We start from the raw sequence: 26,517 nt of genomic DNA, 5'->3' as shown, positions 1-26,517 counted from the left end.
TTTATTAGACTAACTCACTTTGTCTCAAAAGCCGACCACAGGAGAGGAGTAGATTATACCGTAGCGGCAGTTGAAAATCCTCCCAACACCGAACAGAGCGATCGGCTTTCCACTAAAGTAGTAAAGAGTGCCTGATGTAAATAAGTTTTTCCTAAATATCGTGTCTATATTTTCTGAAATTCCGACTGTGTGGTTGCAAATTTCCCTCGTGGGAGTCTGGTTGGGTTTGATTTTACTGGTAGCTGAAGGGTTAAATCGCTTTACTTCTGTCGATCCTGAAGTATCGCGGAAGGTTGTTCACATCGGTACTGGAAATGTGATTTTGCTGGCGTGGTGGCTGGAAATACCCGGTTGGGTGGGGATTTCGGCGGGAATTTTAGCAGGTGCGATCGCCCTAATTTCTTACCAAGTTCCGATTTTGCCCAGTCTTAACAGTATCAACCGGAAGAGTTGGGGGACTTTTTTCTATGCTGTTAGTATCAGCGTTCTCGTAGCTTGGTTTTGGCCGCTACAGCATCAGGAGTACGCTGCTTTGGGCATTTTAGTCATGGCTTGGGGCGACGGATTGGCTGCTGTCATCGGCCAGAAATACGGCAAACATATTTATCGAGTTTGGGGAATCCAGAAGAGTTGGGAAGGTTCTGCAACTATGTATTTGGTGAGTTTTGCTGTTAGCAGTTTGATTTTGCTGGCGGTTCAAGGCAATATTTGGCAAACTTGGGCTGTGTCTGCTGTTGTAGCTTTGGCTGCTGCTACTTTGGAGTCGGTTTCCAAGTTGGGAATTGACAATCTGACTGTGCCCATCGGCAGCGGGGCGATCGCCTTTTTCCTAAATCAATTTTTGATAATTGGTAATGTGTAATCTGAACTTCCTCCCACGGGGGGCGTTGCTGGATACAGGTATGAATTCAAGATTTCGCAATTGCTATAAACGAAGTCGGGTGAGTTTTGTAACTTCCGATCACAGGTGATTCATCCCGTCAATCAGCAACGCCAATTATCAATTGTCTAAGTCTCGTTAAAGCAGCCGACGTGCTTGTAAAATTTGTTGTTGCCATTGCTCGAAAGCGGGGATTTTTGAGCGATCGTCTGTTGGAAACATCGCCCTGATTTGCTCCATAAGCTCGATCGCCAGCGGTACGCCAAGCTGCAATTGTTCCAACACATCCCGCTGAGCAAAAACGGTTTCCGGTGTTCCTTCTAAAATCAGTTTTCCCCGATCCATTACAAACACCCAATCAGCCCAGCGGTAGATGAAATCGAGGTCATGACTTGCTAAAAGAATGGTGGTTCCAGCGCTGTGAATTTGTTGAAGTAAACCGATCAGTTGTCGGGTGTGACGCGGGTCGAGATAGGCGGTAGGTTCATCTAACAGCAGCAGTTTGGGCTTGAGAACCATGATATCGGCGATGGAAACCCGCTTTTTCTGGCCCAAACTGAGATTGTGAATTGGTTCGCGGGCGAGTTCGCTTAGATCGAATTGCTCGATCGCCTGCTGCACCTGTTGAGCAATTTCGGATTCTCTTAAGCCTAAATTGTACAATCCATAGGAAATATCTTCTTCTACCGTCGAAGCTACTAATTGATGTTCGGGATTTTGAAAGACGAGTCCGATTTGTTGGCGCAGTTGCATCAAAGATTTGCGATCGTAGCGAAAGGGTTCACCTTGCCAGCTAATAATTCCCTGTTGCGGTTGATATAAGCCATTTGCTAACAGAAAAAAGGTAGTTTTGCCACAGCCATTTTGACCGATTAGCCCGCACCGTTTCCCGGCGGGGACTTTGAGATTTAAACCCTGAATTGCCACTCGCGAACCGCAGGGATAGGAGTAGGAAGTGCCAGCGAATTCGAGAATCCATTCAGACATATTCGTTATTTTTTATTTTTTATAGCCTTGTTCCCAGGCTCTGCCTGGGAAGAAATACCCGGAGGCTATGCCTCCAATTACCGATTCCCGATGAATGATTACCAATTACCGATTACCGATTTCCATTGTATAGCAATCGTTGCAGGAGTCGTAAACTTTTTACCCCACCCCAACCCTCCCCTTATCAAGGGGAGGGAGTAAGAAATTCACAAATGATTTAGGATTGCTATATTTGTGTCAGCCTCGATCTTATTTTGACAACTGCCAAAGTTGCATTTCATAACAAAGATGTTGCTCAAAAAGTTTGCCCGCTTCCAATCCTTCAACCACCAGCTTTTTGAACCAGCGGCGAAATATCCAGCGCAGGAATTTGTGGACGGGCGGAACTGTTATCGCAATTAAATCTGCAACATAGATCATCGTATTCAGTCCATACCTGCGGAAAGTATCGACATACAAATCGATAGTCGGCAAAATATGGGCGGAAATATCCTCACTTTTTACTAAAGTGAATCCAGCCTGCTTTAATGCTGCATGAAGTTCCGTAACAACATGACAATTAGAGAACATTCCCTCTTTATAATTAGCATCAGATCGCAGCATATCGGCCAGCAGCACGTAGCCACCCTGATTGAGGATTTTGGCGGCACCGTTAGCAATATCAACAGCCGACATATACTGGCTACTTTCGCTAAAGAGAATAAGATCGTAGAAATGGGTTGCTTTGAAGTCTTCAAACCTCGTGAGGTGGAAGATTGCCCGATCGCCAGTACACTTAAGAAAGCGCTGCTGTTGAAACGGATCGGGTGCGAGCCCTTCCACTGCAAAACCTCGATCGAGCAAATAAGCCGCATTTCCGCCAATCCCGCAGCCCACATCCAGTATCGTATGAGTGCCTTTGGGGATCGCATCCAACAGTTTTACAGTATAAGCTTGCTGAGCCAGGCGCAATCGTGCGATCGTTAGTTCGTCAGCGGGCACAGGTAGGGTTTCCCAATAGCCGTAGTGAAGGTAGGGCGAATCTGTCAGGCCCAAATAGTAATTAAGCGCTGCATTTTGGTAGCGAGTTACTTTGGAAATTTCGATGGATTTTGGCTGCGACATTCGGAAAATTTAGTAAGTTTTAGGATTTCGGGCAGAGTTGAAATTCTTCCCAGCGCCTGCATACTTGTTCATAGCACTCAACAGGAGAAATTGCCAATTTTTGCAACAAATTGATATCAATCTGACCGTTGGCGATCGACAAAAATATAATGACTTCCTTGGGTTCGTAGCCAGCAATGATTTGGAGCAAATTTGAAACAGTGTTTTCCTCTATTTCTAGTTGTTGCAAATAAACGGTTGCCTCCAAGTCGGAAATAAATTGCAGATCGTACTTGATAGTATCTACGCTCCAATTCACCGAGCCGTTAATGGGAGTATTGATTTTGCAAGCAACCAAGCCTCGTCCTCGATGCAAAAAGCCATTCCAAGCAGTATGTCCGATCGACAAAATATTCTGATGAATAAACAAGTTTTGCCAGTAGCCAAAACTACCCTGCCAAACACTATCTTCGATTCGCATTTGTTTTCATTTCCATTAAAATAAAATACGCTTCAGAACCCAGATCAAATTACATCAGCGTTCATCTGTGTTTATCTGCTGATATCTGCGGTTAAAAAAACCCAATCCAATAATAAAAAAAATAATAAACTCACCATCATCCATACCTCGCAGATGAAAAACAACAGGTAAACAAATCGGCGGGCATCCTGACTCAGAGCTCCAACGATCTCATTACAGTTGCGGGACAGCGCCGGATTCGCACCGAACTTTCCCCCTTGCGTCTGATGGCTGTTCTCCATCAGAGCCGATCAATATACGGGGATATTACCACTATTTGCGATATTTGACAAAAAAGCGTCCGCCTATTCACCAAACTCAATATTTTCATACAAATCGGCCAGCAAAATTTCCACAGCAACAGATGTTAAACTCAGCCGATCGCCCATACAGCTATATTCCGAAAAAATCCACTTATTCGCATCTGTTTTAGAATATTGCTCCACCCGTAGTCGATATTGGTCGATTAATAAATATTCCTGAAAGCTAGGAATACTCCGATAGGCAGCAAACTTTTCATCGCGGTCATAAGCTTTAGTACCTTTAGATAGCACCTCAGCAATGAACACAGGATTAGTAATTGTATCCGTCCGTCCAGATTGCAGCTCGATCGGTTTCGCAACCACCATCACATCCGGGTAAGTATAATTATTAAGCTGGGGAATCCACAGCCGCTGATCCGAACTGAAAGTCCGATATGGTTTCCCTTTTAACGCCAGTTTCAGCGCAACAACTAAATTAGTGGTAATTTCATTGTGATCCGGTGTGCCGCCAGCCATCAGAACAATCTCCCCATTGATAAATTCATGCCGCTCCTGAGAATTGATTTCTAATTCTAGATATTCCTCAGCGGTGTAGGTTTTGGTTTCAACGGGCGCGATCATACACAACGCTCTCCTTTAATCTACTCATTTCATTTTATCTTAAAAATTTGGCTAATTTAACAGAAAAATAGATTTTAATCATGCTAAGAAACAGGCAAGATGCCTGTTCCACAAAGAGGGAATTTTATTGTGGGGTGGGCATTCTGCCCGCCCCTGAAAGGCTGATTGAGAATGTGCAAGATGTGAGCCCAATCGCACTTAACAAAATTACCGCAGCGGGACAAAGTTATAGCCAGTGCTTCCTCCTTGCTTAACTTGTACTAAAATCGGCTTCCCCGCGCGATCGCCCGTCGGCAAAAACTTCACATCCTCGCTCGATCCTGCTGTCGAAAAATTCGCATTTCTGAGTGCTTGTTGCAATCCTTCCCGCGTATTGCTTTGCCGCAAGCCAGCGATCACAGCTTGAGTCGCGTCAAAACTCGTTGCTGTTCGCCAATTCACAATGCCTCCCCAACGCTGGCGGGCATTTTCTGGGAAACGGCTACCGGGATTAGTGTCAGGATGCCAGGGAACGGGCAAAACAAGCCCGTCAACGTCTTTTTGTCCGTCTTTTAAAGTTTGAAAGGTGTAGAGCGTAGTGCTGCCGTAGAGTGGCAATTTGCCTCGATTGATGCGAGCCAGAGAAATCGCACGGTCAATGCGATCGACGTGGGGTGCTACCATCAATCCTTGTGCACCTTTGCTGACAGCATCGGCGATCGCACTTTCGGGATTAAAAGAGGGTACTGAAAAGTCGCAAACAGTAGGAACTAATTTGCCTCCAGCAGCAGTAAGAGATGCCACAAATTCATCTTTAAATGATATGTTATCCGGTGCTTGGGAGTCATAACAAACGGCAATATTAGTTTTGCGTTCTGTTTTGACTGCATATTCTGCTAGGGGAGCAGCCATGACGCTAATATTGGGAACAGTCCGAAAGATGTAACTGCCAAATCCTGAGAGATTATTGGCAAAGCTAGTCGGTGTCACCATTACCAGTTTTTCTTGCTGATAGAGCGGAGCAGCTTCGAGAGATGCGTTGCTAGCATTGTGTCCAATTACGGCTAGTATACTCGGATCTTTTGTCAATGTCTTTGCAACATCTCTGACCACTTCTGGACTATTGTCATCGTTGACAATTTCTACTTGCAGTTTTGCGCCGTTGATGCCACCGCTAGTATTGACTTCATCCTGAGCTTGGGCTACACCTCGAAGGATTTCTTGCGCGACATTGGGGTTGCTACCAATGGGGACGCTGACAGCGAGTTTTAAGTAAGAACCATTGCTGGTTGTGGCATTATTCAAATAAATAATGGCATTATTCAAATAAATAATGGTTTCGGGATCGTTGCGATTTTGTTGCAGCGAATCCTGAAATTTTTTGACGGCTGCTTGGTAATCTCTATTGACAAAAGCTTCAACGCCGGCTTTTTTTTGGGCTGTTGTTTGGGATGTCACCAATAGCTGATTTCCTAAACTGATGCGATTGGCGATTGCTCCCGATGTATCTGAGCTTTTTCCCTTGAATAAACCGGGAAGGAACTTGTACGCGCCAAACGCAATTAAGCCGAGAGCAACAATAAAAAAGATGGGCGGTGGACTTTTTTTGTGATCTTGGGACATAGTTTTTCTCCTTATTTTGATAGTGTTTGGAGGTCGAACCTCGGGGTAAGTATTCCCATCAGAGCCTGGGAAGAGAAAATTCCATCTAAACCTCACTTTCCACGAAGTCCCCAATAGAGCGCGCCCCAAAGTTGGAAAACCTGCATTGCTTCCTCGTCATAGCCTTTAGTTTTGAAAATAGCCTCTGCCTGTTTTAGGTGGCTTATTGCTTGTTGTTTGTTTTTTGTTTGGTCTTGGTTAAGCAAAGCCGATGCCAATTTGATGTGAGCATCAGCATCATTGGAGTCACTTCTAATTGCTGTTTCCCAGTGGACAATCTCCTCCTCTATAGTCTCCCATTGAAGTTCTTCGCTAGAATTTTGTTGTCTGGGAAAGCCTTCAAGACCGTAATTTTTGATATTCAGAAATGTCGCAATGACTTCTGCTTTTTTATGCTTGTCTCTCAAACCAGTGCTGAAGTATGAAGTTAAAGGCACAGACCGCTTGCCTGACTCCAGCACCAGACATACACGATACTTAATACTCTCACTATCCTCAATCTTCTGTATTTCCACACCTGAAATATCTTGAATCAGGTGTTTGACCACTTTGATTTTGAAAATGAGTGGTTGTTCCCACTTGAAAGTCAGATGACCGAGATTTTTATCAAATGTAACGCTCTCAATCTGTGAGAATATTACCAACATCAAACCAATTACAGCAAATAAATAAAGGAAAACACTGCCGGAATACCAACCAAAAGGCAAACCAAATGCCAAAAAACTACCCCCAACGAATAGATTCATCCAAAATGCCGCCGTCTCTCGCATTTCCAGCTTGTCTGATGTTTCTTTCATGATTTTATATTTAATCAATTTCCCGCTAATGTTATTAACATAATCAAACAAGCCCAAGTGAAAGTCAATTCATTAAATTCATTAATTAAGTTCATAAAAATCATATTTGTATCTTTGGGGCGGGCAGGATGCCCACCCCACAAGAGTTTCAGGGAAAGTGCCTGTTTCCCGATCCCGTTTCTGGTGCGATCGCACACAGTGCCTTTCCCGATAATGCTAGGATCGTAGAACAAGTAAGTGCGATCGACTTTGGTGAATTCATGTGTTTGTGTGCAACTATAAGTGCGATCGGCTTGTACCTCTAATTTTTGGAGCTATAAATAATTCCAATGTGCCCAATCGCAGGTAGACTCTGGCTTGATCGGGCAAATCTTGGGAGAGATCGGATTTCCACCGATGTGAAATAACATCAGGTTAGTCAAGGATTGTAAGGGTTTGATATCGCTGATTTTATTGTCATTAAGTTCGAGCCACTCAAGTTGAGTCAAGGATTGTAAGTGTTTGATGTCGCTGATTTGATTATTTCGGAGGATGAGATTAGTCAGGTTGGTCAAAAATTCTAGCGGTTTGATGTCGCTAATTTGATTGTTTTGGAGTTCGAGCCATTCAAGTTTAGTCAAATATTCTAAAGGTTTGATATCGCCTATTTTATTGTCGCCGAGTCCGAGAACAGTCAGGTTAGTCAAGGATTGCAATGGTTTGATGTCAGTAATTTCATTGACGTGGAGGTTTAGAGTAGTTAGGTTAGTCAAGGATTGTAAGGGTTTGATATCGCTAATTTCATTGTTTATGAGACCGAGCATAGTCAGGTTAGTTAAGGATTGCAATGGTTGGATGTCGCTGATTTGATTGTTTTCAAGCCCGAGTTGAGTGAGGTTAGTCAAAGATTGCAATGGTTGGATATCGCCGATCCTATTGTTGTAGAGGCCGAGATTAGTCAACTTGGTTAAAGATTGCAATGGTTTGATCTCACTGATTAGATTATCGCTGAGACCGAGATGAGTCAGATTAGTCAAGGATTGCAAGGGTTTTATATCGCTGATTTGATTTTTGTGGACTAAAAGTTTAGTCAGGTTCGTTAAGGATTGCAAGGGTTTGATGTCAGTGATTTCATTACTGTTGAGGTCGAGTTCCGTGAGACTCGAAAGTTTCTGATTAGCTGCATCGCACTCAGTAGTTTCAGCTTTTTCCAACAACACTTCAACAGTATGTTTAGCTTCAGCGCTCAAATTTGCTTTTTCGTGACACCAATCACCAAATGTTTGTCCCGTGTATTCTGATTGTTTCTGAGTGACTGATGAAGAAGGTGTATTTCTAGATAATTCTATAACGGGAACCGCATTTCCGTGCAGCTTTATCTGAGTCAGGTTAGTTAAAGATTGCAAGGGTTTTATATCGCTAATTTGATTGTTTTTGAGGTACAGATTAGTCAGTTTAGTCAAAGATTGCAAGGGTTGAATGTCGCTGATTTTATTGTTGTTGAGATTGAGCCAAGTCAGTCTAGTCAAAGATTGCAAGGGTTGGATATCGCTGACTTTATTGTTTTCGAGTTTGAGTACCGAAAGTCTAGTCAAAAATTGCAACGGTTTGATGTCACTGATTTGATTATCGCTAAGGGAGAGATTATACAGATTAGGCCAAAATTGCAAGGGTTGAATATCACTGATTTGATTGTTGCTGAGGGAGAGATCAATCAGTTTAGTCAAAGATTGCAAGGGTTGAATGTCACTGATTAGATTGTTGCTGAGGGAAAGATTATCCTCCAGGTTAGTCAAAGATTGCAAGGGTTTGATGTCGCTGATTTGATTGTTGCTGAGGGAGAGATTAGTCAGTTTAGTCAAAGATTGCAAGGGTTTGATGTCGCTGATTTGATTGTTGCTGAGGGAGAGGTTAGTCAGTTTAGTCAAAGATTCCAAGGGTTGAATATCACTGATTTGATTACCGCTGAGTAAGAGAGTATTCAGTTCAGGCAAAGATTGTAAGGGCTTGATGTCGTTGATTTGATTACCGCTGAGCGTGAGTTGAGTCAATTTAGTCAAAGATTGCAAGGGCTTGATATCGCTGATTTGACTATTTCGGAGTTCGAGAGTAGACAGGTTAGTCAAGAATTGCAAGGGTTCGATATCCCTGATTTCATTTAGGCTGAGGTCGAGTTCCGTGATACTCGAAAGTTTCCGAGCGGCTGCATCACAATCAGTAGTCTCAGCTTCCTTTAAGAGCACCTCAACAGTATGTCTAGCTTCTGGACTCAAAGAAGATTTTTTGCGACACCAATCACCAAATGTTTTGTTTGCGGGTTGCGTTTCGGTCGCGATCGCAGACAGTCCATTTCCCGATAATGCTAGGAGCGTAAAACAAGTAATGGCGATCGACTGGGGTAAATTCATGTATTTCTGTCTAACCATAAACGTCATAATTTTGCACATTTAATTCTCTGAACAGTAAAATCTTAGACAAAAAGCTTTCAGAGAGGACAGTCGTCCTCTCTACAAATTGCACTCAACTCAAATATCTAACAATTCACCAAATGCCGAATCAATATCAATCTCAGCAACAGCCACAGACTGAGAAACTGGTGAATGATTAGGAGACTCCGGCGACTTCACCGAATGCACTTTGGCTACTGGTGATTCGGCCACAGGTTCCACAACAACAGACTTAGATTTTTTGACATTAATTACAGGTGATTGTGCTCCATTTTCTCCATTTTTACTGGTTTCATTCCGCAGCAACATTGCCATCAAACCGTCCAACAAACCCCCACTACCGCCGTTACCATTCACTGTCACATCGGGAACAACGCGAACGCTACCATCCGAAACCGCTTGCATCAGTTGCAACAGCGTGTAACTCTGCGTACCCAAAGCGTTGACACCAACTTGATAAGCATCCGCTTTTGCTTGTCCCATCAGCCGAATCCCTTCTGCTTCACCACTTGCGTGTTCGATCGCAGCAGTTGCACTCAGTTGGGCAATTTTCACCCCTTGTTCTGCCGCCACCACCTGATTTTGAATGTTTGCGATCGCAGTTGCACGCACCAATTCTTGACGTTGCGACTCTGAAATGCGCTGCACTTCGTAAGTTTTTTCTTGTTCCTGAGCAATTTTGCGATCGGTCAATGTTTGCATTAACTCTCCTGGCGGCGAAATCAAACCGATCAGCGTGTCAACAGCCTGCACATCATAGGCCCGCAGGGCTTGACGAACGTGTTCTGCCGCCTCTGCTTGGCGTTCGCTGCGCGCGATTAGAAAATCGAGTATTGTATATTCTTGAGAAGAATTGCGAAAATAATTGCCCACAATTGGACGCAGCACTTGGTCGATTAGATTTTGCATCGAACCTTGGCGCGAAATGACTCTCGGTGCATCCAAAGTACCGACATGAATAATTTGAAAAACTTCTAACTCAAAGGTGAATCCGTCAAAAGAAAGCAATTTCAAAGCACTTAACTTGGAGTCGTAGCCGTGTTCTCCGCTGAACCGCGATGTGAAGTTTAAAACAACATCGGTAGTGGGAACAAGTTCTACTTTCATCACTTTTGTATTGATGGGATGTTTGCCGGGGTAAAGCGGTTCGACCCACACACCTTTATCGCCTTTATTGACAAGATTGCCGTGGGTAAAAGCGGCGCCACTTACATCTTGGTGCGATTTTCCCACATAGGAAATTACTACCCCTACATAGCCGATCGGCACTTCCGTCATTTTTACCTGTTCTACTTGCACAAACCAGGGATTGAGGTTCCAAGAACCGGATAAAATCACCTGTTCTTGCAAGCCCCTGCGCCCGCCACCTTTGATGAAAGATTGCGCTTTTTGGAAATTGTCGTGACCGGGAATTATCGGTCCGGCAATTTCACCTTCATCAATCGGAATCCCGTCTAGCACGTTCGCAATTCCCACGCGATCTGGAGCAAGTTTGTATAGTTGAAATTCCGACGGCTGCATACCCTTTGCAGTGGCATTAGCTGAAGTAATGACTTCAAATACAGCCGTATTAATCCGATAAGTGCCAGTTGTGATTATGGCTAGTTGCCGTCCTTTTTCTCCACCGTCGGTGAGGAATTTGCGGGCATTTTGGAAATTGTCGCAATCGACGACTTTGCCTAAAATGCGATCGGGAGGAATGGTGGCTCCGTCATTGGCAATAATTAAACCGATTTCATCTTGAGGAACGACAACAACTGGTTCTTTGCGAATGCTATATTGCCAGGGGAAATAACCAAAATGCCAGCCGGGAGGAAGGGTATCTGCTTGCAAACCTCCTTCGCCATCGAGAGCAATCAATCTACTGGATGGCAAATTTTTGCGGGAAAATTTCTTGACAACAATTCCCACTTCTCGTTCGCCGATCGCAATTAATCCCAAAGTCCAGCCAATCTTCGGTATAAAGATGAAAATTAGGAAAATTGCTCCTACGGGATAGATCCAAATCGGAATGCTAAATCCTTCTGCTTGGGCTGGTTGAACTTCTTGGGCTTGCGGCGGCGGATTGCTTTGAGCGGAAGTTGGTGGGGCAAAAGCGCCTGCTGCTGCGATCGCGGTTGCGAAAGATACTGTTAATGGTAAAAGTTTGCGAAGCCAACGTGATTTAGTCATAGTTTTTAACCTGTTTTAAGCTCAAATGTACTGAAAAGTTGTTAACTACAATCAGTATTCAATAAATTTTTGTTGAAGTCAATTCATTAAAGTCATTAATTATATTCATAAAAGTCATATTTGGAATATGATTGTGCATGAAATGCGATCGGTTGTACCCAAAAATGAGGCAATAAAAGTTTTACCAAATGTTAAAAAGAGGACACCGCAATGCCGTTTCCCTACTCTAAAATAATCATGAGCACTTCATGAAAAATGTAACCACCGCCCGATTATTTGTAGGGAAACGGCACTGCCGTGTCCTGAATTTGGGTAAGATCAATATATCAACGGGTGCTCAGAAACCGGGTTTTTTGCGACAATACTTCTTTACAGCCCACAGATTCGGTAAAAACCCGGTTTCTTTGGTTGTGATGCCTAACTCCCGTTGATATTAACCGCCACCACCGCCACCACCGCCGCCACCGCCACCGCCGCCACCGCCGCCACCGCCACCGCCACCGCCACCGCCACCACCGCCACTGTTATGGCTAATGACTGGAATTACTTCTTCGTACTCGCGATGGTAAGAGCAGCTTCCGCAGTGATGGGTAACTTGCTGCTTTCCTGAACGGCTAGTAGTTGCAGGAATCAAAACTTTATAAGTTCGTTTGAGATTGAACTTTGTACACTCAGGGCAGCGTCGATTTGCAATGGATGTGATAATTGCTAAAGCTGGAAAAAGTCCGAACAACATTAGAAAAAAAAGGGTCCAGGGGTCTATAAAAAAGCCTTCTTCTCCAGCAGAAGTTTGAGGGTTTCCAGTTTGTTGCCAACCAGGTTGAGGTATATTCAGAATTTGCTGGGGAAATGCAATTTGCACTTCTAATTCTTGTTGGGGTTGAATAGGCTGAGTTGCCACAAACTCAAATGTTTTAGGATCTACTTGACGCGGAACTGCGGCTGTACCAAAATTCGTAAACGATAGAACTTTCCCTGACAAAGCTTCTGGTAATTGCACCGTAACTTTTCCCGTCTTAATCGGAGCTTTGCGACCCGCTGCAATGGCTTTCCAATAAACTAGAGTATTCTCACCATCTACCTGCAATCCGCCTACCACACGATATTTGATGACAAAAGTATGTGATTCTGGCGCTTTTAATTGATGTTGCCAACGAATCCAAAGTTCATTGTTTTCAATCCCCGTGCTACTCGGAATTATTTGATTATTTTCTTGAACGGTGACATCTTTAATTTCATCTACCTTGCCTAAAGGAATATAGCGATATCGTTCAGTGTTGTAGTCGGCTGTGAACACATATTTTTGATTTTCCGTAACTAACATATCTCCGTTGGTCTGAACGTCGATTGTGACGTTGATGTTATCCCAGTAAAACGGTAGTTGTTGGGCCCGTGCCTGAGTGACTGTGACCAGAAAGACGGTCAAGGAGGTCATTAAGAAACAAAGTATTTTTTTGAACTGACCTTTTTTCATAATATAATTCCTACTAGAAATCTCTTGATTACAATCATTCAATAGATTTCTTGTAAGGTCAATTCATAAAAGTCATTACTTTAGTTCATAAAAGTCATTATTTTAGTTCATAAAAGTCATTATTTTAGTGCGGCAGGGGTTGAAACCCGTACCCCTAAATAGTAACGGAGGACGCGGCAGTGCCATTTCCCTACCCCAAAATAATCGATCGCTCCCCTCGGGTATAACCATCACCCGATTAATTGTCGGAGGACACGGCAGTGCCGTTTCCCTACCTCAAAATCATCGCTCATCCCCGCGAAAGATGTAACCATCGCCCGATTAATGGTAGCGACACGGCACTGCCGTGTCCTAACTGTGGGTTATATCAATATTCCTAATAAATTTAGCGTTGAAATACGACACTTAACAAACTTAAAACCGTGCAACCAAACACGGCTTCAAATGCATATCTTCGCGAAGGTTTGTAAGGGTAAGAATTCCACACGCGCAGTTCTCCATTAAAGCCCCGTGACGCTAAACTCAGCGAAACTTGACGGTAGTTTTCCAAAGTTCGCTGAAGCAATTGCCCGATTAAAATGCTTAAACTGTGCATTCCCCGCTTCCAAGTGCGATAGCCACAGCGCGAGTTTTGGGCGATCCAAAGTTCATCGGCGATCGCCAATAAGCTAAAAATAAACCGATACATTAGTAATAGCAGTTCTGTGACTAACTCTGGACAGCGTAATTGTCTGAGAATCTGCAAGACTTCGGTAAATGGCACCGTCAAGAGAATGAAATACATACAGCTTGTCGATGCGAAGGCGCGGGCAAATAGCAAGCTCACTTGGTATATGCCGGTGCGGCTCACATACAGATAAAAAGTGCCGATGCTAATGCCCCAACCTTGCCAAATATCCCACTGAATCGCGGGGATACGATCGCCCGCAACCGCACCCATCGCCAAAGCAGGCACACTTGTCAGCAAAAACATCAACGGTAGCGACAGCAACCGCAAATACAGTTTCCCCGGAATACCCGCATAAAAGACGATCCAGACAGCCAACCAAAGGGCGATCGACAATTGGACGATCGCCCCAGAAACGAGAGACAGAATTAAAAGGGCGATCGCAAAGGATAACTTGTGAGATGGCGGCAACCCCCGCAAGCGATTTGTATAAGCCAGACTATCAATCTGATGGTTCATTCCGACGATTTATTATCAGACTGCTGCCGAGATTGCGATCGGCCTTTATACAACCCAATGACGTACCCAACTACGCCAGCCCCCATCGCCGCTTGAGACGCAAACAATAGACTTGAAATTTCTCCGCTAGCCGGCTCAAACAAGTGATTGAACCAAGGTTTATAACCCGGTTGAATTTCGGTAATTGCTTTCTTAGCTTGGTCATCGGAACCTCCATATTCACCCCGCACAAAAACGAGAGGCAACGCTGCCAGAACAATCACAGCACCAGCCAAAAGCCAATTTTGCCGCGAAGTAGATTGGTAATTTTTTGTAGGTTTTTGATTCACGGCTTATGACTCCTGTCTCAATAATTTCAAAGTTTCAAGCTCCGGCTTCCCGTAAGAATGCAGCCAATTCCAGACCAATAGAGTCAGCAATCCCTCACTTATAGCCAGGGGTACTTGAGTGATAGCAAAGATGCCCGCAAACTTGAGAAACGAAGCTATAAAACCGCCACTTGCTGCGGGGAAAGCTAACGCTAATTGAATCGAAGTCGCCACATAAGTCAGTAAATCTGCCAAAGCCGCAGCACAAAAAATTGCCGCCCGCTGGCTACCTGTTCGCAACAGCAATCGATAGATAAAATACGCAGCGAAAGGGCCGACAATCGCCATCGAAAACATATTCGCTCCCAGCGTTGTCAACCCACCATGCGCTAACAGTAACGTTTGAAACAACAGGACTAAAGCCCCCAGTACAGCCATCACCGAAGGGCCGAACAAAATTGCGCCCAAACCCGTACCCGTCGGGTGAGAACAACTGCCCGTTACCGAGGGAATTTTTAAAGCAGAAAGCACAAAAGTAAACGCACCCGCCAAAGCAAGCAATAGTTTAAGTTCCGGGTGTTCTTTTGTAATGCGAGTAATCGATCGCAACCCAAAGGCAAAAAAAGGCAACGCCACAATCCACCAAAATGCAGCCCATTGCACCGGCAAAAAACCTTCCGAAATGTGCATAGCTGCGGCGGGCGTTGCCGAACCCAGGACAATATAACAACTCAAGCCAGCCATCAATCCCAAGCTGACCAATTTCCGATTTCTGGTCTTCACGCTGAACCTCGCAGATGAGACTATGTAAACTAACACATCGGCGGGCATCCTGACTCAGAAAGCGACATGACTCTCATTACAGTTGCGGGACAGCACCGGACTTGCACCGAACTTTCCCCGTTTCCTCTAACGGCTGCTCCCCATTAGAACCGACTGGTTAGACATAGTTTAGTCGATCGTGTAAGTCTCAGCAAATCTTTTACAAAAATTACTTCCGATTAACTAAGTCAAAATTACCTATCATCTTCTCTTCTCTTCCTTCGCTTCTTCGCGGTTCGTTCAATAAATACTATCGCTCAACAAATCAACGGTATAATATTAGTGAGTTTTGAGGAAAGCCGCAATGTTACAGTACAACTTGCCGAGGAACTTGCCCTCCGCCGATGAACTACCAGACTCGGATGAAACGCCTGTGGATAACGAACTCCAAGAGCTAATACCAGGGTTGTTAAAAGCAATATTCCTCATACTTTGGTCAGAACGCATGGACTGGTTTTTTGGCATAGATATGGGTATTTATCATCACCCTGACGAACCGCCCATTGTCCCAGATGCTTTCTTAAGTTTAGGAGTAGAACGATATTACGACGAAGAATTGCGTCCGAGTTACGTGCTGTGGGATGAAAATGTTCTGCCGAGTTTTGTGCTGGAAGTAGTTTCCCCAACTTATCGCAAGGAATACAGCACAAAGTTGGAGGAATATCAAGCTTTAGGTGTACTTTATTACGTCATTTATTCTTCCCGCCGCCGTCGTAAACCTCGTTTAGAAGTACACAAGTTAGTCAATGGAAAGTATGAATTACAGCCAGGAAATCCAGTTTGGATGCCAGAAATTGGTTTGGGGATTGGTTGTGAAAGGGGAAGTTATTCGGGGGTGACAAGGGAGTGGTTGTATTGGTATGATGCCGATGGAAAACGTTATCTGACTCCTGAAGAACAGGTGAAAGAATCCACGCAGCGCGCTCAAGAGGAATCGCAGCGCGCCCAACAGGAATCGCAGCGCGCCCAACAGGAATCGCAGCGCGCCCAACAGGAAGCCCAGCGCGCCGATCGACTGGCTGAACGTTCCGATCGACTAGCTCAGCGATTGCGGGAGTTGGGGATAGATCCTGATAATCTGACCTGATGGCAATCAAGAGTACAACACAGAGATACTCTTGAGGCTCAGAAACCGGGTTTTGCAACCGAGATCGATCGTCAACGAAAGATTTTCAGGAAAAACCCGGTTGCTGCCTCCAGAAATGTGTGAATATTTATCGCAAAAATCAGGAAATATCGAGCTAGATTTGGGAAAAACAGAGAGTTTGACGGCAAACATTGAGATGCAGCTCGAAAAAATGAAAATCAACAGAGGTTATTAAATAATGGTCATGGATCTGCGTTCTTACGATATCATCTGTTTTGGTGATGAAGTTCCAGGAGTTCTAGCTGTTATCTCTGCCTCCAGAGAATATCTTCGCCGAACAAAGCGTTATCCGCGAATTCTACTGATGTCGAAAGCAAGCTTGCAAGAAGGAATTGGCGGGCATTTGGTAAGAGGCGGTCTTGCTTATTTAGATAGAAGTCAGATTAGTGAAGAACTTCAACAATCTTTAAAGTTAGATACCTTTGGTTCACCGGCGACAATCTATAAAGAATTTTTACAAAAATCCGGCGTTAAGGCAATTGCACTTGACCCCCGCAAAGCCAGTGCAGCGCTGAAAGAAATGCTAGTACAAGCTGGGGCAGATCTCCTCAGCAAAGTAGAAATTAAATCAGTTCGTAAAGAAGGTCAAAAAATTGCCAGTATAACCACCTCTCAAGGCGTAGTTTATGCCGGCAAGCAATTTATTGATGCCACTGTCAATGGCGAATTAGCTCAAGCTGCAGGTGTGAGAAAGCTGAATGGATTTGAAACATTGGGTCTGCCTAACTCAGAACTTCCAGTCACCCTCGTTTTTGAAACCCAAGGACTCAGTGCAAGAACCCTAAAAGAATTCGATTATATTTATCTAAAACGCTTCACCAACCTGGCCGATTCAGAGAGTCAAAAATTTGTGCTGTACGCTGCCGACAAAGATGCCCTACTAGCAGAAGAACTCCGGCGGGAAATGAAGGACACTAAAGGCAATCTCAAAACTCTGTGGGCGGGTAACGATTACATCGATGTTCGCTCGCCGGCTCTGTCTGTAGCTTACCACTCTTTTAGAGGAAGAAAACTATCTTTTTCTGAAACTGGCGTAATTTTAGATGAGGGAAATATAGCCATACTTCCAAATGACAGACTTTCGTGGAATGCGCTTTTATTCGCAGTCACCGCCAGCGAAGCGGAAGCCTTAGCCAGAAGCGGGAGCAAACCCACGGCTAATATGCAAAGAGAGATCTTATTTATTACCACTTGGCTGAAGAGTTTGGGGGCTACTTCTGTTACTTCTGCGTCAGAACTTTATATCAGACACGCTGGCAATGTGACGGGAGTTGTAGAACCTTTAACTGGCGCACAAATGCTGTTAGGTGGCGTACCTGCTAATGAAGCCCTGGCAACATTTAGCTATCATTTTGATGTACGGGGAGGTATCCAGGGTATTCGCGATAAAGCAACTCGTCTAGGATGGTTTAAAAGTCTGAGTTTTAAACACCCTATCTTTAATATTGGCATCCGCCACGCATTAATTAAAAACGTTCCTAACCTGGCAGTGGTAAGTCCCTGTTCTGGATTTGAAGGGTTTGCCTGTTCTGTCGGCAGAATTGTTGAATTCAACGCCGCAGTTGGTCAAGGTGTGGGTATCGCTGCGGTTAATGCTATTCTAAATAACAAAAATCTAGCCGATGTATCTAACCGAGAAGTGAGACAAGTTCTCGCTGAAACAGGTCAGTTACCTAAAATTTTTGGAACTCCAAATAATGGTGAGGCAATGCTATTGGCGCAATTCGAGACTCTTGCCAATTCGGATGCTATTGCGTAATATAAATTCCGGTTGCAGTCCTCCGGAATTGTTGACTGTTGACTGTTGACTGTTGACTAAAATTATGCTTTCGCGACAACGGACTGTTTGAACCTTTGAAAAATACCGATACAACCGGAAACGATATAATAGCAATTTCAATAAACAATGCAGTAGTAAATTGGGCAGGTGGAACGAAAATCAAGCCAAAAAAATTTAGCAAAAAATGAGTGAAATTGCTATTAGTATTATGCTACCTCGAACGACAACAATCACGTTGGTTTGTAGTGAGGAATTTAATCCTCATAAAATTCTGAGCACTTCCGTCGTCACTACAAACCTATAACGGTGATTTTACCGGAAATTATATAATACCTCCCTCGCCTGCACCGAATTATTGTGCTGCGTGGCACTAACCGGGGAAACAATTTTTCAACTTGAGACTTCGCTTGATTTTTCCAGCTTGGTTTCCCGCACAAACAAGAAAAGCGGGAAAGCACATGAAAACGAAACAAGCACACCCAGAAGTATGTACAGCCCTACAAAACTTATATCCAATCGTTTCGACTCAGCGTACATCCAAGTGCTTCCTGCTACAGTTGCGATAAACAAATCTAAACTTACCGATTTCGCAGCAAGATTAGCCGAACTCTCGTTTACAAAGTCGAGCAAGCCAGCATTGCTAAAAAACTGCAAGTTATAGTACCAAGGCAGCACAAGCCCCAGAATGGCTAGGATGAGATAAATGATTCGCTTAACGCTCATAATTACCCTACCTGTTCGCCATCAACTGTATTAGCCTACTCGGTAACAACCAATCCTTACTTCTTCTGCGGGCACTTCGGATGAATCCCCCCCTGCAAACAAATGTAAGCAATTTGACTTTTATCTAAATTCTTAGCCTCCGCAAAATCAACTCCTAGGAATCGACCGGATTTATTACCAGTCGGATTTTGAATAAATTGATCCGAAGCGGTTTTCCCCAGAAACACAGCGCCTTTAAAATTCGCTCCCGCTAAATTCGCCCCCCTAAAATCAACCGAACTCACCTCCGCATTCCGAAAATTCGCATCTTGCAACCGAGCATCTTTTAAATTCACGTTGGCGAGTTTAGTCGAAGTCAAATCTGCCTTTTGTAGGTTTGCGCCGCCCAAATCAGCACCGGACAAATCAGCACCTTGCCATTCCGATTTAGACAAATTTGTCAAGGACAACTGAGCGCCTTGAGCCTTCACTTTGGCCAAACGCGAGCCAGACAAATCTGCTCCCGACAAATTCGCGCTTCCTATATCTGCCCCGGTAAAACTGGCATTTTTTAACTGCGCTTCCTGTAAATTTGCTCCTATTAAAATAGCACTGCTGAAATTAGCTGAATTCAAATTGCCGTTTGACAAATTAGCTTTGTTCATGACAGCGCGCACAAAAGTAGTCCGGTTCATGACAGCACTGTTCAAAGACGCCCCGGTCAAATTTACTCCTTCCAAATTAGCGCCGCTCAAGTCAGAAATCCAATCGTCAAATGTACCCGGACGCCTGTCTTCGCCGGTGCCGTAAAAGCGAGCTCCCTGCAAGCTGGCATTGGTTAAATTGGCATTTTTCAGCTTAATTCCTGACAAGTCAACTTTGTTTAAAACTAAAGTAAACTGAGATGGGCCGGCAGGACTTTGAGCTAAATCCGTGCGGCTCAGATCCGTGCCGTTGAGTTGGCTGCTATACACTGTGAGAATTTTGCCGATCGCCCTTTGTACTGTTCGCTGGCGGGCGGCCGCTAACTCGCGTTCCGGGGCCTTGCCGCCAAAGCGCAGGGAATCGAGGTCGTTGCTGAGGGCTTGATTCAACCGCTGCAACTCAGGCAAAGCTTTCGGCCCGCTACTGACTAAAGCTTGCTGGATGGCGTCCAACATGGCGCGGTTGTCTTCTTGAGCTAGCAAATCCGCTAGCAGGGGTACGGCGCGGGAGTCTTCCACCGCCCCCAAAGCCAAAATTGCCGATCGCCTGCCCGATGCCCCGCTAGCCGATGTGGGAGACAATTTGCTAACTAAAGCTACAAATAATTCGTCGTTCCGCTGCCGGGAATCCCGCATATTTGCTTGACTTTGAGTGTAGATGAGAGTGCCGACAAACAAAGTTAAAATCAATCCCGCGCAGCCGACGGTAACTATCACTAAAGTTGTGCCTGGGTGTTGGCGCATCCAATTCCACAAACTGGCATTTGTTTTCAGGCTGCTTTGTGGAGTCACTACCAAAGCCGCAATTTGCGCGTCTTCCTCAGTCCAATCTTGAGTCGGGACAGGATCGGCAGACAGTTGATTCGATCGAGCATTGACAACCAAAGTATTCGCGAGGCGATCGTGTCCGGATTGGCGTTTGTAGCGCAATGCAAAAGCGCCGTCTGCGAGCACTGCCAAGCCGCTGAGTCCCCCTAAAATCAGCAAATCAGGAAACGCACCGCTCAAGCGCCAAATGCCGTAAGCGACGCCCAGAGGCACTCCCCAGCGCCCCAAACTTTCGCGAATTAGCACTGGCCCAAAACCCGGAGGAGTACCCGACGCTGTGACAACTTTGACGCCGAACCAGCGTTTGGGGATAGTTTGACCGGTTCTGGCGAGCAAAAACAGTTGCCACCCCGCTAAAACTGCCGGTGCCAGCAGCGCCGCTGACCATAATAGATTAGTTAGGGGTGCGACTCTGGGGCTGCGATCGCGCACGGGTATGCCCAAGGTACGGGCGACGGTTTCGGATGCTGCTGCTACTGAGGAATTGAGCGGCACGGTTTGAGATTCCTGGTTGACCAATGCCCCGATACTGAAGGGAACGAGGGCGCTGGCCGCAATTAACGAAATTTCCACTGCCCAAGCGCCGCACCTGCGAACCAGCAGTGGCATTTGCTTGGATTGTGTTTGCCAAGACGGATCGGGTTGATTGATGCCGCTGGGCGCGGTGGGGTTAGCCATATTTAGAAATTCCTATTATTTGTCGTTAGTATTTGAGGACTGGGGGGAAATTGCCAATTTATACGCTATGTAGATTAGCACTCCGAGAACGGCAAGAGTCATCAGCGCTGAAATTAGCTGTACGATGCTATTGAAGACTGTCAGGACAATTATCGCTCCGACGGCAAAGGCTGCCACCTGCCCGGGTTTGGGGAGTCTTTGAAACTTGTCCAATAATTGATTGTAGAAGGTTCCGACAGCTTGATAGCTGTCTGAATTTTGTGTGATCAGTGGCGATCGTTCTACTTTAGCTTTTAGTTCTCCGAACGCTTGCTGCCAATTGAAGTTATTTTGAGGATTCATAAAAAAATTCCGAAGTTATTTTAGATTAATGTGTTTGGAACAGCCGTTATCCCCTACCGTCAAAGAACTAGAACCAAATGTCATTGTGTGAGGAAACATGAAGAGCCATTATCCGGGCGATCGCGGCAAACTGTGGTTTAGCCCGATCGTGACCCTAGCCTTGGCAATGATTTTAGCGGATGCCGGTGCCCTTCGGAGCCAACCGCTACAAATTGCTCCGGGATTTCCCGAACCGCTGCGAGTTTCTGGAGTTTCCGGCGGCCCGAACAATAGCGGGGACTGCGGTTTTGTCTCCCAAGGGCCGAACCACGTCATTGAAGTAACGCAGGATTTGCCTTACTGGCGGATTGCAGTACAAACCGCTGGAGCTCCAAGTTTAATGATTCAAGGGCCGAGGGGGCGTTTCTGCGTGCTGCCGGCGAATGCTGCTGCGGGGAATGTAGAATTTTCCGGTTATGGGGACAAGGGGACTTATGTTATTTTTGTGGGCGATCGATCTCAAGGTCAACACCCTTACTCTCTCTCTATTTCCCAAAAGCGAAATTAAAAATACAACGGAATTAGGAGGCTGGCTGTTAGAAAATGGCTTTTTTGCGATCGTCAAGAAGCCTGCTTTTTAACAGCAAGTGCGTTAACTAGGGATTTCCTATCAATTTTGTATTTGGTTTTTAACCCATTGCCGAAACAATCTGAGAGTTTGACTCGTCCCCACTGTTTGGCTTTGTTCGCAATATTGAGAAATAGCTTCAATAATTGGCAGATTGGGAAAAGTCGGACTAATTTCAGATTCAACATATTTCCCATCTTGAAGCACATTAATCAGAAGCTTCTTATTTTCATAGCGCCATATTTCAGGTACCCCCAGAGCTTCGTAAGCGTCCAGTTGAGTCTTGGAAGTTAAATCGACTTCAATTGCTAAGTCAGGCGGCGGATCGATTGTTAAGTCGATCCGCTTTTTGCCAATCATTAGAGCGTAATTCTGAATGTAAAAGCAGTTGTCAGGTTCAATTCCTTGTAACATACTTTTTCGCTTAAAAGTCGTCGAACCAAAACATTCTCGCTCAATTTCAAGTTCTTCGAGTAAGATTTTCACCATATCGCCAATGATTTCCTTATTGAATTCATGTTCTGGTAGTGGCATCCTAATCTCCAAAGTTCCTTGACTGTAAGCTATTCTAGAGCCACGGTGTTCTCCCAACTCTTCTAAAATTGCTTCAAATTCCTGCCACTTGACATCATCTAACAGCACTCTATGTCCAGGTGGTACAATGATTTGTCTTAATTGCAGCGTTACCATTTGAATCTCCGATTTATTTAAGTTTATGATAACTTGTCTGTATCGGTAATTGGGCATTGGGAAACAGTCAGGTTTGTAGTGAGGACTTCAGTCATCAAAGCCTGATTTGTTCTCTAACCCATTGCCGAAACAATCTGAGAGTTTGACTCGTCCCCACTGTTTGGCTTTGTTCGCAATATTGAGAAATAGCTTCAATAATTTGCAAATTGGGAAAAATTGCACTAATTTCCGATTCAACATATTGCCCGTCTTGAAGCACATTAATCAGAAGCTTCTTATTTTCATAGCGCCATATTTCAGGTACTCCCAGAGCTTCGTAAGCGTCCAGTTGAGTCTTGGAAGTTAAATCGACTTCAATTGCTAAGTCTGGCGGCGGATCGATTGTTAAGTCTATCCGCTTTTTACCAATCATTAGAGCGTAATTGTGAATGTAAAAACATTCATCAGGTTCAATTCCTTGTAACATACTTTTTCGATTGAAAGTCGTCGAACCAAATGGTTCAAAATCTATTTCTAGTTCCTCAAACAAAATTTTCACTAAATAGCCAATAATGATTTTAGCTTTCTCGTGTTCTGGTAGTGGCATCCTAATCTCTAAAGTTCCTTGACTGTAAGCTATTCTAGAGGCACGGTGTTCTCCCAACTCTTCTAAAATTGCTTCAAATTCCTGCCACTTGACATCATGGAACAGCACTCTATGTCCTGGGGGTACACTGATTTGTTTTAATTGCAGAGCTACCATTTCAACCTCCGATTTATTTAAGTTTATTCTAACTGATACAATCTTTTAATTTGAGTGGGTACACGGCGCAGCCTCAACTTAATTTACTGGTAACTGTCGCCAAAAATCGAGAAGTCTAATCTGCGTTTTTTTGCTGGTTATAAAGTTCCTTAAACTTGCGCTGCTGCTGGTTGTGATCTACGATCGGAGAGGGATAATGAAGAAGTCGGCGTTCTAAAGGTGAAAGATTTCCTGTTAGCAAAACTTTAGTATCAACGCGGCGCAATTCTGGAACCCAGTGCCGAATATATTCGCCCTCCGGGTCAAATTTTTGAGCTTGAGTCGCAGGATTGAATATTCGCAAAGGTTTTGGGTCCATGCCGCTCGATGCACTCCACTGCCAGCCGCCATTGTTAGCAGAAAGGTCGGCATCTATCAATTTTTGCATGAAGTATTTTTCACCCCACTGCCAGTTAATAATTAAATCTTTGGTGAGGAAACTGGCGACTATCATGCGGCAGCGATTGTGCATCCAACCTGTCTGATTTAACTGCCGCATTGCTGCATCGATAATAGGATAGCCAGTTTTGCCTTTACACCAAGCTTGAAAGAGTTTTTCATCGTTCTCCCAAGGAAAGTCTTTGAATGCTTGACGGTAGGGGCCGTCTGCTAATTCTGGGAAGTTATACATGGCGTGTTGGTAAAATTCCCGCCACGCTATTTCCTGTTGCCAAGTTTGGATGCTTGTACACGCTTCTTCGCTGCGGCAAGTGTCCATTACTATCTGGGTAGCTTGCCAAACAGTGCGGATGCCAATTGCGCCAAATTTGAGGGCGGCACTGAGTTGGGATGTGCCGTTAGTTGCGGGGAAATTGCGCTGTTCTTGATATTCGTAAATTGCCCGATCGCAAAATTCTTCTAACTTTTGTTGCGCTGCATCTTCTCCGGGTTCTATTACTAATGGATTTTCCCAAATAAATCCCAAACTAGAGGCTGTTGGGACTGTTTCCATTGCACCTGCTTGGTTGGCAATTGCTTGTTCTTCGGCGGTTAATCCGGTCATTAATTCCAGATAAGTTATCGGCAGTGTCTCTACAGGTTGGGCTTTGGGTTTACTGTTCCATTTTTTCCAAAATGGTGTATAAACTGTGTAGGGAGTCCCTGTACCGCTGCGAATTTCATCTGGGGCGTGCAGGAGTTGATCCCAGAAATTTTGAACTTGAATTCCTGCTTGTTGGAGGGCGTTTGATACGGACTGATCGCGCTGTTTTGCGTAGGGTTCAACATCCCAGTTCCAAAATACTGCTTGAGCATTTATAGCTGTTGCTAATCTCGGTATTCCTAGACTCGGGTCATCTTGAATTATCAGCAATTGGCTGCCGGCTTCCCTGTAACGCGCGGAGAGTTTTTGCAAGCAGCCGATCATGTAGGTGACTCTAGCTGGCGCTACGTCATCCCGATTTAGGATATTGCGATCGAGACAAAAAATCCCGACTACTTTCGGGCTTTGCTGGCGCGCTGCTGCCAGTCCGATGTTGTCAGAAATACGCAAGTCGCGGCGGTGCCAAAATAAAATTAGATTGGATATATCGGACATTCGATTTTAGATTTTAGATTTTAGACTTTAGATTTTACAGTCCTGGACACACGCGAGGTCAAAAAGCCGGTTTCTAAGTTAAAATTTATCGGCTTGAGGCACGATTTTTATAAGAAACCGGCTTTTTTTGTCAGTCCTATTTACATCAAAAAGGGACGTGCCAAGAAAAAGCTAGAAATAGATTTTGCATCAATGGGTTCCCCAGCTAAGATAGCTTTATCTAATTCTTCCGGGGTGAATAAAACTGTCTCCATGTCTTCGTCATCGTCTTGTGCTGGTGGCTTGTCCAGTTTTTCCAAATCTTGGGCTAAGAAAGCATAAATGATTTCGTCGGAATAACCGGGGGCGAGAAAAAATTGCCCTAATTTCTGCCATTTTCCGGCGCGATATCCGGTTTCTTCTTCGATTTCGCGTTTGATAGTTTCGGCGGGATTTTCATTGATTTCTACCGTACCAGCGGGAAATTCTAAAATTCGCCCTTTTGTGGCAAAGCGATATTGGCGTACCAAGACGAGTTTACCTTCGGGTGTGACGGGAACTGCAAGTGCTCCGCCCGGGTGGCGAATACATTCCCACTCGCCTTCGGAACCGTTGGGAAGACGGAGGGTGGCTACGTCAAAGTTGAATTTGCGCCCTTGGTAAAATAGGCGTTGTTTGAGGAGTTGGGGTAGTTCTTGACCGATCGACATAAGCGACAAGCGAATAATGTTTGAGTGCACCGATTTAAGACATCATAGGCGATCTCATACGGTTTTAGATTTTAGATTTTAGATTTTACATTGGGAATGACTGATAACTCTCACATTTTGGAGCTTACCTACGGTTGCATTTTTTGTGAAACTGCTACGATCCGTGAATTGTACTCAATTTTTACAGTTGCAATTTTTGCACTCCGGAACAGTCTGCGGTTTGCAGCAGTTGGGCGATCGCACTTTTCGTCACCGGATGCACCCAATCCGGAGCAATTTCTGCTAAAGGTACTAATACAAAAGCTCTTTCGCTCATCCGGGGATGAGGTAGAGTCAGTGTCGGAGTTTCTCGGATTAAATTGTCGTACAGCAGCAAATCTAGGTCGAGGGTTCTTGGCCCCCATTTTTCTCTGCGAATTCGATTAAATTTTATTTCAATTTTTAATAAAGTTGCTAGCAATTGTTCGGGTTCTAGTGCCACTTCGAGGATGGCACAGGCGTTGATGTAATCGGGTTGCGGCGGCCCTACGGGGGCGGTTTGATACCAGCTTGAATGAGATTTTACGGCTATTCCTGGGGTGTTGTTGAGGGTTACGATCGCGCTTTTGAGTGTGGCGAGGGAGTCGCCTAAGTTGCTACCAAGGGCGATCGCACATTTTGTTGATTTCATAAAGAAGAAGGTTCGGCAACGGATTGTGTAACGGATGTAACGGATGTCAGGAAGAAGGAAGAGGGAAGAAGAGTAACGCGGGGGCGGGTTGATCGATCTCCTTTACTACCGACAAATATTTCGAGTAAAACCCGCCCCTAAAAGCCTAATTTTTGGTAGTAAATTGATCCTACAGGACACTT

Annotated in this window: 26 protein-coding genes and 2 riboswitches; of the genes, 6 read left to right on the top strand and 20 right to left on the bottom strand. The window is 44.7% G+C overall.

Going from position 1 to position 26,517, the window contains the following annotated elements; translation table 11 throughout:
- The first annotated feature begins 160 nt into the window (after positions 1-160).
- Complete coding sequence (locus QUB25_RS04840; protein WP_333182208.1) at positions 161-862, top strand: diacylglycerol/polyprenol kinase family protein; 702 nt, start codon at positions 161-163, stop codon at positions 860-862.
- Between the two features lie 156 nt (positions 863-1,018).
- Here QUB25_RS04840 and QUB25_RS04835 read toward each other — a convergent pair whose 3' ends face one another.
- The 6 genes from QUB25_RS04835 to QUB25_RS04810 all read right to left on the bottom strand — a co-directional run bounded on the left by QUB25_RS04835 (position 1,019) and on the right by QUB25_RS04810 (position 6,792).
- Positions 1,019-1,867 carry an ABC transporter ATP-binding protein gene (locus tag QUB25_RS04835; RefSeq protein WP_333077314.1) on the bottom strand — a complete coding sequence of 283 codons (849 nt, stop codon included), beginning with the start codon at positions 1,865-1,867 and terminating at the stop codon, positions 1,019-1,021.
- 249 nt (positions 1,868-2,116) lie between these two features.
- Positions 2,117-2,971, bottom strand: coding sequence for a methyltransferase domain-containing protein (locus tag QUB25_RS04830; protein ID WP_333182207.1), 855 nt, complete (start codon positions 2,969-2,971; stop codon positions 2,117-2,119).
- Positions 2,972-2,990: 19 nt separating this feature from the next.
- Positions 2,991-3,431 carry a hypothetical protein gene (locus QUB25_RS04825; RefSeq protein WP_333182206.1) on the bottom strand — a complete coding sequence of 147 codons (441 nt, stop codon included), beginning with the start codon at positions 3,429-3,431 and terminating at the stop codon, positions 2,991-2,993.
- A gap of 161 nt (positions 3,432-3,592) precedes the next feature.
- A riboswitch (cobalamin riboswitch) is annotated at positions 3,593-3,737 on the bottom strand.
- Positions 3,738-3,775: 38 nt separating this feature from the next.
- Entirely contained in the window at positions 3,776-4,354 is a 579-nt protein-coding gene (locus QUB25_RS04820) for a Uma2 family endonuclease (RefSeq protein WP_333182205.1), read from the bottom strand.
- 207 nt (positions 4,355-4,561) lie between these two features.
- Positions 4,562-5,956: an ABC transporter substrate-binding protein gene (locus QUB25_RS04815; RefSeq protein WP_333182204.1), complete on the bottom strand. Its 1,395-nt coding sequence runs from the start codon at positions 5,954-5,956 to the stop codon at positions 4,562-4,564.
- A 92-nt stretch (positions 5,957-6,048) separates the two neighbouring features.
- Positions 6,049-6,792, bottom strand: coding sequence for a hypothetical protein (locus QUB25_RS04810; protein ID WP_333182203.1), 744 nt, complete (start codon positions 6,790-6,792; stop codon positions 6,049-6,051).
- Positions 6,793-6,920: 128 nt separating this feature from the next.
- On the opposite strand from QUB25_RS04810, the gene QUB25_RS04805 reads away from it, so the two are divergent.
- Positions 6,921-7,097 (top strand): hypothetical protein, encoded by a 177-nt coding sequence (locus tag QUB25_RS04805; RefSeq protein WP_333182202.1) that lies wholly within the window; start codon positions 6,921-6,923, stop codon positions 7,095-7,097.
- 9 nt (positions 7,098-7,106) lie between these two features.
- Here QUB25_RS04805 and QUB25_RS04800 read toward each other — a convergent pair whose 3' ends face one another.
- The 6 genes from QUB25_RS04800 to QUB25_RS04775 all read right to left on the bottom strand — a co-directional run bounded on the left by QUB25_RS04800 (position 7,107) and on the right by QUB25_RS04775 (position 15,102).
- On the bottom strand, positions 7,107-9,197 hold the full coding sequence (locus QUB25_RS04800) for a leucine-rich repeat domain-containing protein (protein ID WP_333182201.1): 2,091 nt from the start codon (positions 9,195-9,197) through the stop codon (positions 7,107-7,109).
- 99 nt (positions 9,198-9,296) lie between these two features.
- Entirely contained in the window at positions 9,297-11,390 is a 2,094-nt protein-coding gene (locus QUB25_RS04795) for an SPFH domain-containing protein (protein WP_333182200.1), read from the bottom strand.
- Positions 11,391-11,823: 433 nt separating this feature from the next.
- On the bottom strand, positions 11,824-12,864 hold the full coding sequence (locus QUB25_RS04790) for a DUF2207 domain-containing protein (RefSeq protein WP_333182199.1): 1,041 nt from the start codon (positions 12,862-12,864) through the stop codon (positions 11,824-11,826).
- Positions 12,865-13,249: 385 nt separating this feature from the next.
- A complete protein-coding gene (gene cbiQ, locus QUB25_RS04785; protein ID WP_333182198.1) occupies positions 13,250-14,050 on the bottom strand; it encodes a cobalt ECF transporter T component CbiQ in 801 nt (266 codons plus the stop codon).
- Positions 14,047-14,379 carry an energy-coupling factor ABC transporter substrate-binding protein gene (locus QUB25_RS04780; protein ID WP_333182197.1) on the bottom strand — a complete coding sequence of 111 codons (333 nt, stop codon included), beginning with the start codon at positions 14,377-14,379 and terminating at the stop codon, positions 14,047-14,049. Before QUB25_RS04780 ends, cbiQ begins: the two co-directional genes overlap by 4 nt.
- 3 nt (positions 14,380-14,382) lie before the next feature.
- Complete coding sequence (locus tag QUB25_RS04775) at positions 14,383-15,102, bottom strand: energy-coupling factor ABC transporter permease (protein ID WP_333182306.1); 720 nt, start codon at positions 15,100-15,102, stop codon at positions 14,383-14,385.
- Between the two features lie 61 nt (positions 15,103-15,163).
- Positions 15,164-15,310, bottom strand: a riboswitch (cobalamin riboswitch).
- A gap of 174 nt (positions 15,311-15,484) precedes the next feature.
- Here QUB25_RS04775 and QUB25_RS04770 point away from each other — a divergent pair.
- From QUB25_RS04770 to QUB25_RS04760, 3 genes are read left to right on the top strand one after another with little or no spacing between them, the layout of a single operon-like run.
- The gene (locus QUB25_RS04770; protein ID WP_333182196.1) at positions 15,485-16,267 is read left to right on the top strand and encodes a Uma2 family endonuclease; all 783 of its coding nucleotides are present in this window, start codon (positions 15,485-15,487) and stop codon (positions 16,265-16,267) included.
- A gap of 52 nt (positions 16,268-16,319) precedes the next feature.
- Positions 16,320-16,502: a hypothetical protein gene (locus QUB25_RS04765; protein ID WP_333182195.1), complete on the top strand. Its 183-nt coding sequence runs from the start codon at positions 16,320-16,322 to the stop codon at positions 16,500-16,502.
- A gap of 9 nt (positions 16,503-16,511) precedes the next feature.
- Positions 16,512-18,086, top strand: coding sequence for an FAD-dependent oxidoreductase (locus QUB25_RS04760; protein WP_333182194.1), 1,575 nt, complete (start codon positions 16,512-16,514; stop codon positions 18,084-18,086).
- 411 nt (positions 18,087-18,497) lie between these two features.
- On the opposite strand, the gene QUB25_RS04755 is transcribed toward QUB25_RS04760, so the two are convergent.
- From QUB25_RS04755 to QUB25_RS04745, 3 genes are read right to left on the bottom strand one after another with little or no spacing between them, the layout of a single operon-like run.
- Positions 18,498-18,830 (bottom strand): DUF2834 domain-containing protein, encoded by a 333-nt coding sequence (locus QUB25_RS04755; protein ID WP_190656091.1) that lies wholly within the window; start codon positions 18,828-18,830, stop codon positions 18,498-18,500.
- A gap of 56 nt (positions 18,831-18,886) precedes the next feature.
- A complete protein-coding gene (locus QUB25_RS04750) occupies positions 18,887-21,019 on the bottom strand; it encodes a pentapeptide repeat-containing protein (protein WP_333182193.1) in 2,133 nt (710 codons plus the stop codon).
- A gap of 15 nt (positions 21,020-21,034) precedes the next feature.
- Positions 21,035-21,361: a hypothetical protein gene (locus QUB25_RS04745; protein WP_333182192.1), complete on the bottom strand. Its 327-nt coding sequence runs from the start codon at positions 21,359-21,361 to the stop codon at positions 21,035-21,037.
- A gap of 97 nt (positions 21,362-21,458) precedes the next feature.
- Here QUB25_RS04745 and QUB25_RS04740 point away from each other — a divergent pair, with 97 nt between their 5' ends.
- Positions 21,459-21,908, top strand: a complete 450-nt coding sequence (locus QUB25_RS04740) for a hypothetical protein (RefSeq protein WP_333182191.1) — start codon at positions 21,459-21,461, stop codon at positions 21,906-21,908.
- Positions 21,909-22,010: 102 nt separating this feature from the next.
- Here QUB25_RS04740 and QUB25_RS04735 read toward each other — a convergent pair whose 3' ends face one another.
- The 5 genes from QUB25_RS04735 to folK form a co-directional block, all read right to left on the bottom strand.
- Positions 22,011-22,658 carry a Uma2 family endonuclease gene (locus QUB25_RS04735; protein ID WP_333182190.1) on the bottom strand — a complete coding sequence of 216 codons (648 nt, stop codon included), beginning with the start codon at positions 22,656-22,658 and terminating at the stop codon, positions 22,011-22,013.
- 94 nt (positions 22,659-22,752) lie between these two features.
- Positions 22,753-23,400 (bottom strand): Uma2 family endonuclease, encoded by a 648-nt coding sequence (locus tag QUB25_RS04730; RefSeq protein ID WP_333182189.1) that lies wholly within the window; start codon positions 23,398-23,400, stop codon positions 22,753-22,755.
- A gap of 115 nt (positions 23,401-23,515) precedes the next feature.
- Positions 23,516-24,967, bottom strand: a complete 1,452-nt coding sequence (locus QUB25_RS04725; protein ID WP_333182305.1) for an FAD-binding domain-containing protein — start codon at positions 24,965-24,967, stop codon at positions 23,516-23,518.
- Positions 24,968-25,116: 149 nt separating this feature from the next.
- On the bottom strand, positions 25,117-25,665 hold the full coding sequence (locus QUB25_RS04720) for an NUDIX hydrolase (protein ID WP_333064576.1): 549 nt from the start codon (positions 25,663-25,665) through the stop codon (positions 25,117-25,119).
- A 181-nt stretch (positions 25,666-25,846) separates the two neighbouring features.
- Entirely contained in the window at positions 25,847-26,335 is a 489-nt protein-coding gene (gene folK, locus QUB25_RS04715; protein WP_333064563.1) for a 2-amino-4-hydroxy-6-hydroxymethyldihydropteridine diphosphokinase, read from the bottom strand.
- Positions 26,336-26,517 lie beyond the last annotated feature (182 nt).

It is taken from the genome of Microcoleus sp. B3-D7 (genome assembly GCF_036705305.1).
Taxonomy (GTDB): Bacteria; Cyanobacteriota; Cyanobacteriia; order Cyanobacteriales; family Microcoleaceae; genus Microcoleus.
Note: the sequence above shows the minus strand (reverse complement) of the source record. Positions and strands in the feature narration are given on the sequence as shown.

Excerpts from the sequence above, each read along its gene's own strand:
- QUB25_RS04730 (WP_333182189.1), bottom strand. The coding sequence starts at position 23,400 with ATGGTAGCTCTGCAATTAAAACAAATCAGTGTACCCCCAGGACATAGA.
- QUB25_RS04830 (WP_333182207.1), bottom strand. The coding sequence starts at position 2,971 with ATGTCGCAGCCAAAATCCATCGAAATTTCCAAAGTAACTCGCTACCAA.
- QUB25_RS04815 (WP_333182204.1), bottom strand. The coding sequence starts at position 5,956 with ATGTCCCAAGATCACAAAAAAAGTCCACCGCCCATCTTTTTTATTGTT.
- QUB25_RS04800 (WP_333182201.1), bottom strand. The coding sequence starts at position 9,197 with ATGGTTAGACAGAAATACATGAATTTACCCCAGTCGATCGCCATTACT.
- QUB25_RS04775 (WP_333182306.1), bottom strand. The coding sequence starts at position 15,102 with ATGGCTGGCTTGAGTTGTTATATTGTCCTGGGTTCGGCAACGCCCGCC.
- QUB25_RS04750 (WP_333182193.1), bottom strand. The coding sequence starts at position 21,019 with ATGGCTAACCCCACCGCGCCCAGCGGCATCAATCAACCCGATCCGTCT.
- QUB25_RS04720 (WP_333064576.1), bottom strand. The coding sequence starts at position 25,665 with ATGTCGATCGGTCAAGAACTACCCCAACTCCTCAAACAACGCCTATTT.
- QUB25_RS04735 (WP_333182190.1), bottom strand. The coding sequence starts at position 22,658 with ATGGTAACGCTGCAATTAAGACAAATCATTGTACCACCTGGACATAGA.
- QUB25_RS04790 (WP_333182199.1), bottom strand. The coding sequence starts at position 12,864 with ATGAAAAAAGGTCAGTTCAAAAAAATACTTTGTTTCTTAATGACCTCC.
- folK (WP_333064563.1), bottom strand. The coding sequence starts at position 26,335 with ATGAAATCAACAAAATGTGCGATCGCCCTTGGTAGCAACTTAGGCGAC.
- QUB25_RS04770 (WP_333182196.1), top strand. The coding sequence starts at position 15,485 with ATGTTACAGTACAACTTGCCGAGGAACTTGCCCTCCGCCGATGAACTA.
- QUB25_RS04760 (WP_333182194.1), top strand. The coding sequence starts at position 16,512 with ATGGATCTGCGTTCTTACGATATCATCTGTTTTGGTGATGAAGTTCCA.
- QUB25_RS04820 (WP_333182205.1), bottom strand. The coding sequence starts at position 4,354 with ATGATCGCGCCCGTTGAAACCAAAACCTACACCGCTGAGGAATATCTA.
- QUB25_RS04810 (WP_333182203.1), bottom strand. The coding sequence starts at position 6,792 with ATGAAAGAAACATCAGACAAGCTGGAAATGCGAGAGACGGCGGCATTT.
- QUB25_RS04755 (WP_190656091.1), bottom strand. The coding sequence starts at position 18,830 with ATGAGCGTTAAGCGAATCATTTATCTCATCCTAGCCATTCTGGGGCTT.
- QUB25_RS04835 (WP_333077314.1), bottom strand. The coding sequence starts at position 1,867 with ATGTCTGAATGGATTCTCGAATTCGCTGGCACTTCCTACTCCTATCCC.
- QUB25_RS04745 (WP_333182192.1), bottom strand. The coding sequence starts at position 21,361 with ATGAATCCTCAAAATAACTTCAATTGGCAGCAAGCGTTCGGAGAACTA.
- QUB25_RS04805 (WP_333182202.1), top strand. The coding sequence starts at position 6,921 with ATGCCCACCCCACAAGAGTTTCAGGGAAAGTGCCTGTTTCCCGATCCC.
- QUB25_RS04825 (WP_333182206.1), bottom strand. The coding sequence starts at position 3,431 with ATGCGAATCGAAGATAGTGTTTGGCAGGGTAGTTTTGGCTACTGGCAA.
- QUB25_RS04740 (WP_333182191.1), top strand. The coding sequence starts at position 21,459 with ATGAAGAGCCATTATCCGGGCGATCGCGGCAAACTGTGGTTTAGCCCG.
- QUB25_RS04795 (WP_333182200.1), bottom strand. The coding sequence starts at position 11,390 with ATGACTAAATCACGTTGGCTTCGCAAACTTTTACCATTAACAGTATCT.
- cbiQ (WP_333182198.1), bottom strand. The coding sequence starts at position 14,050 with ATGAACCATCAGATTGATAGTCTGGCTTATACAAATCGCTTGCGGGGG.